Genomic DNA, 12429 nt, shown 5'->3' on the forward strand with positions numbered 1-12429 from the left:
CGCACTGCGCGCAGACCACTCTCCGGTGCCACCGGCGGCTCCCCGGTCACGGCTGCCCGGCTGCCCGGGTCCTCCCCGCACTCTCGGGAACGCACTGTCGGACCCCGCCGTTACGGTGACCCCATGGCAACGCGTAAATCGTCGGGCAAGGAGCGTCCCTCCTACCGCTGCACCGAATGCGGCTGGACCACCGCGAAGTGGCTCGGCCGCTGCCCCGAGTGCCAGGCATGGGGCACGGTCGAGGAGTTCGGCGGCGCCCCGGCGGTGCGCACGACCGCGCCCGGCCGGGTCACCACGGCCGCCGTGCCCATCGGCGAGGTCGACGGCCGGCAGGCCACCGCCCGCTCCACGGGCGTGGACGAGCTGGACCGCGTCCTGGGCGGCGGGCTGGTGCCGGGCGCCGTGGTGCTGCTGGCCGGCGAACCCGGCGTCGGCAAGTCCACCCTGCTGCTGGACGTCGCCGCCAAGGCCGCCTCCGAGGCCCACCGCACGCTGTATGTCACGGGCGAGGAGTCCGCGAGCCAGGTGCGGCTGCGCGCCGACCGCATCGGCGCCCTCGACGACCATCTGTATCTGGCGGCCGAAACCGATCTGTCGACGGTGCTCGGTCATCTGGACACGGTCAAGCCGTCACTGCTGGTCCTGGACTCGGTGCAGACCGTCGCCTCCCCCGAGATCGAGGGGGCGCCCGGCGGCATGGCCCAGGTCCGCGAGGTGGCCGGCGCCCTGATCCGCGCCTCCAAGGAACGCGGCATGTCCACCCTCCTGGTGGGCCATGTCACCAAGGACGGCGCCATCGCCGGCCCCCGCCTGCTGGAGCATCTCGTCGATGTCGTCCTGCACTTCGAGGGCGACCGGCACGCCCGGCTGCGCCTGGTCCGCGGCGTCAAGAACCGCTACGGCACCACCGACGAGGTCGGCTGCTTCGAGCTGCACGACGAAGGGATCACCGGCCTCGCCGACCCCTCGGGCCTGTTCCTGACCCGCCGCGCCGAGCCGGTGCCCGGCACCTGCCTGACGGTGACGCTGGAGGGCCGCCGCCCGCTGGTCGCCGAGGTCCAGGCACTGACCGTCGACTCCCAGATCCCCTCCCCGCGGCGCACGACCTCCGGGCTGGAGACCTCCCGGGTCTCGATGATGCTCGCCGTTCTGGAGCAGCGCGGCCGGATCACCGCCCTGGGCAAGCGCGACATCTACAGCGCGACGGTGGGCGGGGTGAAGCTGACCGAGCCCGCCGCGGACCTCGCCGTGGCCCTCGCCCTGGCCAGCGCCGCCAGTGACACCCCGCTGCCGAAGAACCTCGTCGCCATCGGCGAGGTCGGCCTCGCGGGCGAGGTCCGAAGGGTCACCGGCGTCCAGCGCCGGCTGTCCGAGGCGGCCCGGCTCGGCTTCACCCACGCCCTGGTTCCCAGCGACCCCGGCAAGATCCCCGACGGCATGCGGGTACTGGAGGTGGCCAATGTCGGGGAGGCCCTGAGCGTCCTGCCCAAGCGGGTACGCCGGGAGGCCCCACAGGAAGAGGGCGCACGCCGGTAGACTTTGCCCTGGTCTCGCCCGTCACCGCAGAATTGCCAGTCGGCCGCGTACGCTCCGCTGGTACGTCAACCACAGCACGGCCGGGCGGCCTGCGGACCGACAGACCTTGCGACGGAGGAGTGCAGTGGCAGCCAACGACCGGGCATCGACTCCCGGCAGGGCCGGTGGCAGTTCCGGCACCGAGAGCCTGATGCGCGCCACGCTGAGCGCCGTCGCGCCCGGCAGGGCCCTGCGCGACGGTCTGGAGCGCATCCTCCGCGGCAATACGGGCGGACTGATCGTGCTGGGCTTCGACAAGACCGTCGAATCCATGTGTACCGGCGGATTCGTGCTGGACGTCGAGTTCACCGCCACGCGGCTGCGTGAGCTGTGCAAGCTCGACGGTGCGCTGGTCCTCGACAAGGACATCACCAAGATCCTGCGGGCCGGTGTGCAGCTGGTCCCGGACGCCTCCATCCCGACGGAGGAGACCGGCACCCGTCACCGCACCGCCCAGCGCGTCTCGATCCAGGCCGGTTTCCCGGTCGTCTCGGTCAGCCAGTCGATGCGCCTGATCGCCCTCTACGTGGACGGCGAACGCCGCGTCCTGGAGGAATCGGCCGCGATCCTCTCCCGTGCCAACCAGGCGCTGGCCACCCTGGAGCGCTACAAGCTCCGGCTGGACGAGGTCGCCGGCACCCTCTCCGCCCTGGAGATCGAGGACTTGGTCACGGTCCGCGATGTCTCCGCGGTCGCCCAGCGCCTGGAGATGGTCCGCCGGATCGCCACCGAGATCGCCGAGTACGTCGTCGAGCTCGGCACCGACGGCCGGCTGCTCGCCCTCCAGCTGGAGGAACTGATCGCCGGCGTGGAGCCGGAGCGGGAGCTGGTCGTGCGCGACTATGTCCCCGAGCCGACCGCCAAGCGCTCGCGCACGGTCGCCGAGGCGCTCGCCGAGCTGGACGCGCTCAGCCACACCGAGCTGCTCGAACTCCCCACCGTGGCCCGCGCGCTGGGCTACAGCGGCTCGCCCGAGACGCTGGACTCCGCGGTCTCGCCGCGCGGCTTCCGCCTGCTGGCGAAGGTGCCCCGGCTGCCCGGCACGGTCATCGAGCGCCTCGTCGACCACTTCGGCGGTCTGCAAAAGCTCCTCGCGGCCAGCGTCGACGACCTCCAGACCGTGGACGGCGTCGGCGAGACCCGCGCCCGCTCGGTCCGCGAGGGCCTGTCGCGCCTTGCCGAGTCGTCGATCCTGGAGCGGTACGTCTAGCCTGCGCCGACCCCGGCCGCCCGGAGCGCGTCGCCGCTATCCCAGCACCGCCGCCTCCTTCTCCGGAGCCAGGCCGAGCAGCGGCCGGTCCGCGCGCTGGGGCGCGGTGCCGCCGAGGGACCGCAGCCAGGCCCAGGTGTCGGCGACCGTTTCGCCGACGGGCCGGCAGCGCAGCCCGGTCGCCAGGGCCCTGGACACGTCGGTGCCGTAGAGCGCGTCCCGCAGTTGACCGGGCGCCAGCCAGACCGGCAGCTCGGTCCAGGGCTCGATACCGGCGGCGAGGATGTCCTCGGGGGCGGTCCAGCGCAGTTCCGCGTCCGCGCCGGTGACCCGCGCACAGCTCTCCAACAGCTCGCCCATCGTGGCGTGCCCGGCCTCGCTGACCAGGTTGTACGCCCCGCCGAGCCCGGACTCCAGGGCGCCGAGGGTCCACTCGGCGAGATCGCGGGCGTCGATGTACTGCAGCGCCAGCTCCCGCGGCCCCGGCGCGAGGACCGGGCCGCCGCGGGCCATCCGGCCCAGCCACCACGGCAGCCGCCCGAGGTTCTCGTACGGCCCGAGGATCAGTCCCGCGCGGACCAGCAGCGCCCGGTCCCCGAACGCCTCGGTCGCGGCCAGTTCACCGCCCCGCTTGGCCGTCGCGTAGTCGTCGGACGTCGTGTCGTCGGCGGATCCGGCGACCAGCGGCCCGTCCTCGTCGAGCCCGCACGGGGCCGGATGGGCGTACACGGAGCGGGTGGAGACATAGGCATAGCGCCCGGTGCGGCCGGCCAGCAGCCGCGCCGTGTCCCGCACCGCCGAGGGGGCTTTGCTCCAGGTGTCGACGACGGCGTCCCAGCTGCCGTTCTCCAGGGCCGCGAGCCCGGCCGCGGTCGTGCGGTCGCCGTGCAGGGCCGTCACGCCCGCCGGCGGTGCGTGGTTGCCGCGGTGGAAGACCGTGACCTGCCACCCCCGCGCCACCGCCGCCTCGGTGACCGCCCGGCCGACGAACTCCGTACCGCCCAGCATCAGTAGCTTCATGAGGCGACTGTGCCGGACGCCGGTGGCCGGGGCCAGGGCTGCACGCTCTCGGCGGAATCACTCTGGGCGAAACAAGCGGAGGGCGGGCTCCCGGATCATTCCGGCGGGCCCGCCCGTGCCGGCGACCGTCCGGGCCGTCAGCCCTTGGCCAGCACGAATGACGTATGGGCCGGGTCCAGCCCCGGGACCTCGGCCTCGATCCGGTAGGTGCCGGACGGCACCATGGCCGAACTCGGCGTCGCACACTGCGGACCGCTGGCCCGCCGGTCCCAGACGACGGTGCGCTGTACCGCACCCTTGGCCGGCACCTTCAGCAGCGCGGGCGCGGTGCCCGACGGGCAGTCGTTCGAGGCCCACACGCGGTCGTCGCCCGCGCTGTCGGTGATGGTGAGCACCGCGGCCTTCTTCCCGAGGTCCACCTTGCAGGCCGTACCGGCCGCGTTCTTGACCGTCAGCTCGAACTTCGGCTCGGTGCCCGGCGGGTAGGAGTGCTTGACGCTGCGCAGGACCAACTCGGCCTTGTCGGCGACACAGTTGGGGAGGGAGGTGCCCGCCTCGACGGCATTCGCGCCGGAGCCCTGGCCGATCGGCCCGCCACCGGAGCCGCCGGAGCCGGCACCGCCACCGGAGGCGTCGTCCTCGCCACCCGCCGAACCGGAGCCGCCGGAGCCCGAGCCGCCGCTGCCCGACTCCCCGCGTCCGCCCGGTTTTTCGCTGATCGCGGGGCCACTGCCGGAGGGGCCGGGGGTGATGGACGTCGCGGGTCCCTGTCCGTGCGGCCCCTTGCCCTCGTCGCCGCTCCCGCCGCCACCCCGGCCCAAGTTGAGGGCCCACACCACCAGAAGGGCGAGCAGGACGACGGTGGCCAGCGCAACGGCCCTCCGCCGCCAGTAGATGGAGGAGGGAAGCGGCCCGATCGGATTGCGCAGTGATCCCACGCGGAAACTCTACGAGAGATCGGCAGCCGCACTGGCCAGTACCCGCCGCATCCGGTGCAACTTTTCTCATCATCGGCCCGGAGACGGCAGCCCGGCCGCGGTTACCTCCCGAATGGGCGCGATGCCCCGTTGGGGCCGGTCCCGTACGGCAGTTGATCATGAACGCCCGGGCGCGGGGCCACCCCGGAGGGAAACCGGGCCGGGAGGCGCGGGGCGCCCGGCCTCACCCCCCACGTCCCGGGCACCCGGCCTCACCCCCGCGACCACTCCTCCTTGTGCCCGAAGCCCTGACCGTTGTCGATCAGCCGCAGCCAGTCGGGGCGCAGCTCCCACAGCGAGGTCCGCTCCAGGGCGCCGCGCAGCCGCTCGCTCCCGGCGACGAAGGGGAAGCGCGCGAGATAGACCTGCCGGCCCGCGGCCCGCTCGGCGCCGGCCAGGACGCGGCAGCGGCCCCGGCCCTGAAGCCCGGTCAGCCCGCTCCACTCCTGGCCGTCCCGCTGCGCCGTGAACGCGGCCCGGGCGCCGGGGGCAGCCAGCGCCCGGCCGTGGCGCGTGGTGGTCGCGGTGACGAAATAGAGCACCGGCCCGGCGCCGGCCGCCCCGCCGCCCGCCGCGTCGGCCGCGTAGAGCACCGCGCAGGCCTGCGGCCCGTCCTCATCCGTGTACGCCAGCGTCATCGTCGTGTGCGCGCCGAGCGCCCGCCGGATCGCCTCCGGGCAGGCCGACCCGCCCGTACCGTTTGTGATTTCCGCACCGGTCTTTTCCGCCATGACCGCATCCTCGCCCGGCGGGACCGGCCGGCGCGCGCCGGGCCCCCGCCCCGGGCGCAGCACCGGCTACCGCATACCGCCGGTAACCGCCACCCGTGCACCCCCGGCCGTCCTGCGCGCGGGTGGACGCGCGGCGGGGCGGGCCCGGCGCGTTTCCCGGGCGCCCCCCGACGTGCCAGGATCGGCAGTGCCATGACTTCGACGCCTGTCACCACCACTGCCACGACCGCCGCCGCCGAGACCGCCCCCGCCGCCGACGCGGCCGCGGGAGCCGCCGACGGGACCGCGCTGCACGGCCCGGTCACCGACTGGTTCGACGAGCACGCCCGCGATCTGCCCTGGCGCCGCCCCGAGGCGGGCGCCTGGGGTGTGATGGTGAGCGAGTTCATGCTGCAGCAGACCCCGGTCAGCAGAGTGCTGCCGGTCTACGAGCAGTGGCTGGCCCGCTGGCCGCGCCCCGCCGACCTGGCCGCCGAGGCGCCGGGCGAAGCGGTGCGCGCCTGGGGCCGCCTCGGCTACCCGCGCCGCGCCCTGCGTCTGCACGCCGCCGCCTCCGCCATACAGGAGCGGCACGGCGGTGACGTGCCGCGCGAGCACGCCCAGCTGCTGGCGCTGCCCGGCGTCGGCGAGTACACCGCCGCGGCGGTCGCCTCCTTCGCCTACGGGCAGCGGCACGCGGTGCTGGACACCAATGTGCGCCGGGTGTTCGCCCGCGCGGTGGCCGGCCGTCAGTTCCCGCCGAACGCCACCACCGCGGCGGAGCGCAAGCTCGCCCGCGCCCTGCTGCCCGAGGACGAGCAGCTGGCGGCGCGCTGGGCGGCGGCCACGATGGAGCTGGGTGCGCTGTTGTGCACGGCGCGCTCGCCGGAGTGCGGCCGCTGCCCGATCGCGGCGCAGTGCGCCTGGCGGCAGGCCGGGTCTCCGGCACACGACGGTCCGCCGCGGCGCATCCAGACGTACGCCGGTACCGACCGGCAGGTGCGCGGCAAGCTGCTCGCCGTGCTGCGCGAGGCGGTCACACCGGTGCCGCAGCAGGTGCTGGACGCGGTGTGGGACGAGCCGGTGCAGCGGGCCCGGGCACTCGACGGGCTGGTCTCGGACGGTCTGGTGGAGCCGCTCGGCGGTGGCCGCTACCGGCTGCCACTGACGTAGCCCGGCGGTCACCGTTCAAAGATGCACAGGGGCGCGGCCGCTTCGGCGGCCGCGTCTCGCGTTTCCGGGCAACCGAATCTGACTTCGTCTCATCTTTCAGGGTGCATTGCCCGGATCTTTCCGGGCGCGATGACCGAAAAGCGCTGGAATGTGCCCTGAAGAAGGCCCTCTCGCGGGCCGGTTGCCGCGCCGTCACAGCCCCTAGACCTTCCGGCGGGGCGCTTCTCCCCCCGGAGTATGACGCCCGGGAACCCGCGCTCCGTCCGAGGTATGACCCCTCGCGGGCTGTTACACAACCGAGGGTTTTCCGTGCATCCGCTGTGGTGCCGACGCACACTACGCCGCAACACCCCCTCCGTAGCGTCTCCCTCACGTGCTGGAGATGACCGCCAGCACGGTCAACGTGGGGAATCGAAAGCGGATCGGAGGCGTCGATATGGCGACCAGCGGCGGCAAGGTACTGGACTTCGAAGAGTACGTGCGGACGCGGCAGGAGGCACTGCTGCGGAGCGCCCGGCGTCTGGTACCCGACCCGGTCGACGCCCAGGACCTCCTGCAGACGGCACTGGTGCGCACCTACGGCCGCTGGGACGGCATCGCGGACAAGTCGCTGGCCGACGCCTACCTCCGCCGCGTCATGATCAACACGCGGACCGAGTGGTGGCGGGCGCGCAAGCTGGAGGAGGTGCCCACCGAGCAGCTTCCGGACGCGAGCGTGGACGACGGCGCCGAGCAGCGCGCCGACCGCGCCCTGCTGATGGACATCCTCGGGGTGCTGGCGCCCAAGCAGCGCAGCGTCGTCGTGCTGCGACACTGGGAGCAGATGAGCACGGAGGAGACCGCGGCGGCGCTCGGCATGTCCACGGGTACCGTGAAGAGCACCCTGCACCGCGCCCTGGCGCGGCTGCGCCAGGAGCTGCAGATGCGTGACATCGATGCCCGGATGCTGGAGCGCGGCGAGCGGGGGCGGGGGCAGGAGCGGTGCGCGGCCTGACCGGCGGCGCACGGCCCGTGACGCACCGCACGACGCACCGCACGGCGCGGCGTACACGCACCATCATGGCGTTATCAAACAAAGCGGACACATCGGCGGGTGCCTTACGGCTCCCAGCTGTACGCGCGACAATCACATCAGGAACAGCAGCGGGAACAGCAGCTGTGCGAGCAGCACGGTGAGCGGGAGCGGATTGTCCAGGAACAGGTTGACCAGAACGGGGTTGACCAAAGGCGGCGCGGCCACGGCAGGAGTGGCCGCCGTCGGCCTTTTGCTGGCCGGATGCAATCCCGGCGGCGAGGGCGTGCGCACCGAGGGGTCGGCCGGCACCACCCCCGCTCCCAAGGGTGCGGTGAACACCACCCCCACCCCGACCTCGGCCCCCAAGGGCAAGAAGGTCAACGCGATCCAGCTGCTGCGGGGTGACCCCAAGGTCGGCGCGTATGTGAAGAAGACCCTCTACAAGCCGTGCGCCGCCGACGCGTACCCGGTCGAGGTGACCTATGCGTCCCTGACCGGCAGCTCGTCCCCCGATATCATCGTCAACGTCATGACCTGCGCGGACTCCGTCGGCATCGGCTCCTACGTCTACCGCAAGCACGGTGGCGCGAAGGGCGGGTACGACGAGGTGTACGCCAATGAACAGCCGTCGGTGTACGCGGGGATCAACAAGGGCGAGCTGGAGGTCTCCCGACAGACCTACGCCGCCCGTGACAAGGTGTGCTGCCCTTCCGGAGAGGACGTGACCAGCTACCGCTGGAAGAACGGCCGCTTCACCGAGCACACCAGCTCCCACACGGACTACAACAAGGCCACGCCGGACGACGGCACGGAATCGGAGGGTTGAGACAACCGCATGGCCGAGACTCACGTGCTCTTCGTCGAGGACGACGACGTCATCCGCGAAGCCACCCAGCTCGCACTGGAGCGGGACGGCTTCGCGGTCACCGCGATGCCCGACGGGCTCGCGGGCCTGGAGGCGTTCCGCGCCAACCGCCCGGACATCGCGCTGCTCGATGTGATGGTGCCGGGGCTGGACGGTGTCAGCCTGTGCCGGCGGATCCGCGATGAGTCGACGGTCCCCGTGATCATGCTGTCGGCGCGCGCCGACTCCATCGACGTGGTGCTCGGCCTGGAGGCCGGCGCCGACGACTACGTCACCAAGCCGTTCGACGGCGCGGTGCTGGTCGCCCGGATCCGCGCCGTGCTGCGCCGCTTCGGCCACGCCAGCGGCCCGGACGGCGCCGCGGCCGTCCGCACGGAGGCGGACGACCCCGCCGAGACGCTGCTGCGCTTCGGCGATCTGGAGGTCGACACCGAGGGCATGGAGGTCCGCAAAGGCGGCGAGAACGTCGCGCTGACGCCGACCGAGATGCGGCTGCTGCTGGAGTTCTCCCACGCACCGGGTACCGTCCTCTCGCGCGACCGGCTGCTGGAGCGGGTCTGGGACTACGGCTGGGGCGGTGACACCCGGGTCGTGGACGTCCATGTCCAGCGGTTGCGCGGCAAGATCGGCCAGGACCGGATCGAGACGGTCCGCGGCTTCGGATACAAGCTGAGAGGCTGACACCGCCGGTGGTCAGGCTGGCCCTGCGGACGGGGCTGAGATGGAAGCTCAGTGCCGCGATCGCGCTCGTGGGAGCGCTGGTCGCGATCGCGCTGAGCCTTGTCGTGCACAACGCCGCCCGGCACTCCATGCTCGACAGCAGCCGCGATGATCAGATCGAGCTGCTCGACCTGACTCAGCGGATCTTCGAGTCGACCAACCGGCTGCAGTTCGGCGCCAAGATCAACGATCCGGAGCTGCCGGAGCCGCTGCGGGACGAGGTCGCCAAGGACAAGCGCGCCACCTACCTCGACGACACCGGGGAGGCCGCCCCCGACGTGTGGGCCGCCGCCCCGCTCGGCAACGGCCGGGTGCTCTCCGTCCACAAGCGGTCCCCCAACCGCTTCACCGTCCTGGACGACCTGGACCAGGCGCTGGTCATCGGCTCGACCGCGGTGGTGGTCGGCGGATGTGCGCTGGGCGTCCTCGTCGGCGGACGGCTCTCGCAGCGGCTGCGGAAGGCCGCCGCGGCCGCCGGGAAGCTCGCCGACGGCGACACCTCGGTCCGTATCCGCGACGAGGTCGGCAGCGGGCGGGTGCGCGATGAGACCGACGATCTGGCCTGGGCCGTGGACGCCATGTCCGACGCCCTCCAGGAGCGCATCGAGGCCGAGCGGCGGGTCACCGCCGATATCGCGCACGAGCTGCGCACCCCCGTCACCGGGCTGCTGACCGCCGCCGAGCTGCTGCCGCCCGGCCGCCCCTCCGAGCTGGTCCGCGACCGGGCGCAGGCGCTGCGCACCCTCGTCGAGGACGTCCTGGAAGTGGCCCGGCTGGACGGCCATGCGGAGCGCGCCGAGCTGCAGGACGTGGTGCTCGGCGAATTCGTCTCCCGCCGGGTGCACGCCCTCGACCCCGGCATCATCGTCGAGATCGCGCGGGATGCCGACGTCACCACCGACCCGCGCCGCCTGGAGCGGATCCTCGGCAACCTCATCGCCAATGCCGCCCGGCACGGCCGGCCGCCGATCGAGGTCACCGTCGAGGGCCGGGTCCTGCGGGTCCGCGACCACGGTGCGGGCTTCCCCGAGGCGCTGCTGCGGGAGGGCCCGAGCCGCTTCCGCACCGGCAGCAGCGACCGGGCCGGCCGCGGCCACGGCCTGGGCCTGACCATCGCGGCCGGCCAGGCCCGCGTCCTGGGCGCCCGCCTCACCTTCCGCAACGCCGATGAGCTCACCGACGGCTCGACCGGCGCCGTCTCCGTCCTCTGGCTCCCGGAGAACGCGCCCACCAACACGGGCAGCTTCCCCGTCATCCAGCTTCCCGACCGCTGACGAAGGCGGCGCCGGTCTTGCCGGGCCCCGGGCCCGGCGGTCCACGGCGTCCCGCGCCCTGCACGGCCCGGCCCGGAACCAGCACAGCGGCCCCCGGCAGACTTCTGCCGGGGCCGCTGTGGCCGAGAACTGGGACCGGGTCAGACGGTCTCCGCCATCGCCATCCGGTCCACCGGAGCGTCCCCACCCTCCGGGCTCTCGGCAGTCGGTGTCGGGGCGCCGCGCAGCGGCACCTCCTTGAGGAACCAGGCCGCGGCGAAGCCCACAATGCTGATCACCGCGCCCCACAGGAAGACGTGGTGGGTGCCGGTGGCCACCGCGTGGTCGTACGCGTCCTTGATCGCCGGCGGGAGCTTGGCCAGCCCCTTCGGGTCCATCTGGGCCCCGCCGCCGGTCATCTTCGCGCCGGCCGCGCCGATCCGCTCGGCCATCGTGGTCTGCACCTGGTGGGTGAAGATCGCACCGAAGATCGCGACGCCGAAGGAGCCGCCGATCGTGCGGAAGAGGGTCGCGGAGGACGAGCCGACGCCCAGGTCCTTCATCTCGACGCTGTTCTGCGCGATCAGCATCGTGGTCTGCATCAGGAAGCCCATACCGGCGCCGAGCACCGCCATGTAGAGACCCGACGTGAAGCGGGTGGTGCCGGTGTCCATCAGGGACAGCAGCGCCAGGCCCGCGGTGATCAGGCCGCCGCCGACCACGACGAAGATCTTGTACTTGCCGGTCCGGGTGGTCACCCGCCCGGCGAACAGCGACACGGCCATCATCGCGAGCAGCATCGGCAGCAGCAGCAGACCGGAGTTGGTGGCCGAGGCGTTCTGCACGGTCTGCTGGAACAGCGGCAGGAACGTCATCGACCCGAACATCACGAAGCCGACCAGGAAGCCGATCAGGGTGACCAGCGCGAAGTTGCCGTTACGGAAGATGTGCAGCGGCAGCACCGGCTCGCCGACCTTGCGCTCCACCACCACGAAGAGGGCGAGCGCCACGACGCCGAGCGCCCCGAGGCCGATGATCTGGCCGGACAGCCAGTCGTACTCGGTGCCGCCCCAGGTGGTGATCAGCACCAGCGAGGTGATGCCCAGGGTGAGCAGCGCGGCGCCGGCGTAGTCGATCCGGGTCTGCGACCGCTTCTTCGGCAGATGCAGCACCGCGGTCACCATGACCAGCGCGATCGCACCGAGCGGCAGGTTGATGTAGAAGCTCCAGCGCCAGCCGAGGTGGTCGGTGATGCTGCCGCCGACCAGCGGTCCGCCGATCATCGCGACGGCCATGACACCGGCCATCATGCCCTGGTACTTGCCGCGCTCCCGCGGCGGAATCAGCTCGCCGATGATCGCCATGACGCCGACCATCAGACCGCCCGCGCCCAGACCCTGCACCGCGCGGAAGCCGATCAGCTGCCCCATGTCCTGCGCCATGCCGGACAGCGCGGAGCCGATCAGGAAGAGCACGATCGACGACAGGAAGACGCCCTTGCGTCCGTACATGTCGCCGAGCTTGCCCCAGATCGGCGTCGAGGCCGCGGTCGCGAGCGTGTACGCGGTCACCACCCAGGACAGGTGGTCCATCCCGCCCAGTTCACCGACGATCGTCGGCATCGCGGTGCCGACGATCATGTTGTCCAGCATCGCGAGCAACATCGCGATCATCAGCGCGAAGAGCACCACCCGCACGCTGGCCGGCTGCTTGTCCCCCGTGTGCTGTGCGGCGTCCGGTCTTCCCGTCGACGCCGGTATCCGTCCGTCCCCCGTCGGGGTCGCAGAGCGCGACTTCCCCATTACTCACTCCCACTTACTTGCCGCCCGGCTAGTTCAGTACAGTGAAGAAGGTAGGCGGCCAACTTGCCGGGCGTCAAGTAAGTTTCTCTCCGGCCCGACCGGGCAGCCC

At 72.5% G+C, this 12429-nt stretch carries 11 protein-coding genes; 7 read left to right on the plus strand and 4 right to left on the minus strand.

All coding sequences use genetic code 11. The features are described from left to right. The first annotated feature begins 123 nt into the window (after window positions 1-123). The gene (radA, locus tag OIU81_RS15275; protein WP_329148028.1) at window positions 124-1536 is read left to right on the plus strand and encodes a DNA repair protein RadA; all 1413 of its coding nucleotides are present in this window, start codon (window positions 124-126) and stop codon (window positions 1534-1536) included. A gap of 124 nt (window positions 1537-1660) precedes the next feature. Beyond that, on the plus strand, window positions 1661-2785 hold the full coding sequence (gene disA / locus OIU81_RS15280; RefSeq protein WP_329148030.1) for a DNA integrity scanning diadenylate cyclase DisA: 1125 nt from the start codon (window positions 1661-1663) through the stop codon (window positions 2783-2785). 36 nt (window positions 2786-2821) lie between these two features. On the opposite strand, the gene OIU81_RS15285 is transcribed toward disA, so the two are convergent. From OIU81_RS15285 to OIU81_RS15295, 3 genes are all read right to left on the minus strand, one after another. Continuing rightward, complete coding sequence (locus tag OIU81_RS15285; protein ID WP_329148032.1) at window positions 2822-3805, minus strand: SDR family oxidoreductase; 984 nt, start codon at window positions 3803-3805, stop codon at window positions 2822-2824. 137 nt (window positions 3806-3942) lie between these two features. Further along, entirely contained in the window at window positions 3943-4743 is an 801-nt protein-coding gene (locus tag OIU81_RS15290; RefSeq protein ID WP_329148034.1) for a hypothetical protein, read from the minus strand. Window positions 4744-4994: 251 nt separating this feature from the next. Further along, on the minus strand, window positions 4995-5513 hold the full coding sequence (locus tag OIU81_RS15295) for a pyridoxamine 5'-phosphate oxidase family protein (protein WP_329148036.1): 519 nt from the start codon (window positions 5511-5513) through the stop codon (window positions 4995-4997). A gap of 192 nt (window positions 5514-5705) precedes the next feature. On the opposite strand from OIU81_RS15295, the gene OIU81_RS15300 reads away from it, so the two are divergent. The 5 genes from OIU81_RS15300 (at window position 5706) to cseC (ending at window position 10539) form a co-directional block, all read left to right on the plus strand. Continuing rightward, window positions 5706-6665 carry an A/G-specific adenine glycosylase gene (locus tag OIU81_RS15300; RefSeq protein WP_329148037.1) on the plus strand — a complete coding sequence of 320 codons (960 nt, stop codon included), beginning with the start codon at window positions 5706-5708 and terminating at the stop codon, window positions 6663-6665. A gap of 382 nt (window positions 6666-7047) precedes the next feature. Further along, window positions 7048-7659, plus strand: a complete 612-nt coding sequence (locus OIU81_RS15305; RefSeq protein WP_388087667.1) for a SigE family RNA polymerase sigma factor — start codon at window positions 7048-7050, stop codon at window positions 7657-7659. 253 nt (window positions 7660-7912) lie between these two features. Continuing rightward, entirely contained in the window at window positions 7913-8506 is a 594-nt protein-coding gene (locus tag OIU81_RS15310; protein WP_329331139.1) for a hypothetical protein, read from the plus strand. A 9-nt stretch (window positions 8507-8515) separates the two neighbouring features. Further along, entirely contained in the window at window positions 8516-9226 is a 711-nt protein-coding gene (cseB, locus tag OIU81_RS15315) for a two-component system response regulator CseB (protein ID WP_329148043.1), read from the plus strand. An 8-nt stretch (window positions 9227-9234) separates the two neighbouring features. Then, the gene (gene cseC, locus OIU81_RS15320) at window positions 9235-10539 is read left to right on the plus strand and encodes a two-component system sensor histidine kinase CseC (RefSeq protein WP_329148046.1); all 1305 of its coding nucleotides are present in this window, start codon (window positions 9235-9237) and stop codon (window positions 10537-10539) included. Window positions 10540-10679: 140 nt separating this feature from the next. On the opposite strand, the gene OIU81_RS15325 is transcribed toward cseC, so the two are convergent. Next, window positions 10680-12320 carry an MDR family MFS transporter gene (locus OIU81_RS15325; RefSeq protein WP_329148048.1) on the minus strand — a complete coding sequence of 547 codons (1641 nt, stop codon included), beginning with the start codon at window positions 12318-12320 and terminating at the stop codon, window positions 10680-10682. Window positions 12321-12429: the final 109 nt, after the last annotated feature.

The sequence above is a fragment of the Streptomyces sp. NBC_01454 genome, assembly GCF_036227565.1.
Taxonomy (GTDB): Bacteria; Actinomycetota; Actinomycetes; order Streptomycetales; family Streptomycetaceae; genus Streptomyces.

Bases quoted from the DNA above. Each gene is read 5' to 3' on its own strand.
- OIU81_RS15325 (WP_329148048.1), bottom strand. From the start codon at position 12,320: ATGGGGAAGTCGCGCTCTGCGACCCCGACGGGGGACGGACGGATACCG.
- cseB (WP_329148043.1), top strand. From the start codon at position 8,516: ATGGCCGAGACTCACGTGCTCTTCGTCGAGGACGACGACGTCATCCGC.
- OIU81_RS15305 (WP_388087667.1), top strand. From the start codon at position 7,048: ATGACCGCCAGCACGGTCAACGTGGGGAATCGAAAGCGGATCGGAGGC.
- OIU81_RS15295 (WP_329148036.1), bottom strand. From the start codon at position 5,513: ATGGCGGAAAAGACCGGTGCGGAAATCACAAACGGTACGGGCGGGTCG.
- OIU81_RS15300 (WP_329148037.1), top strand. From the start codon at position 5,706: ATGACTTCGACGCCTGTCACCACCACTGCCACGACCGCCGCCGCCGAG.
- radA (WP_329148028.1), top strand. From the start codon at position 124: ATGGCAACGCGTAAATCGTCGGGCAAGGAGCGTCCCTCCTACCGCTGC.
- OIU81_RS15285 (WP_329148032.1), bottom strand. From the start codon at position 3,805: ATGAAGCTACTGATGCTGGGCGGTACGGAGTTCGTCGGCCGGGCGGTC.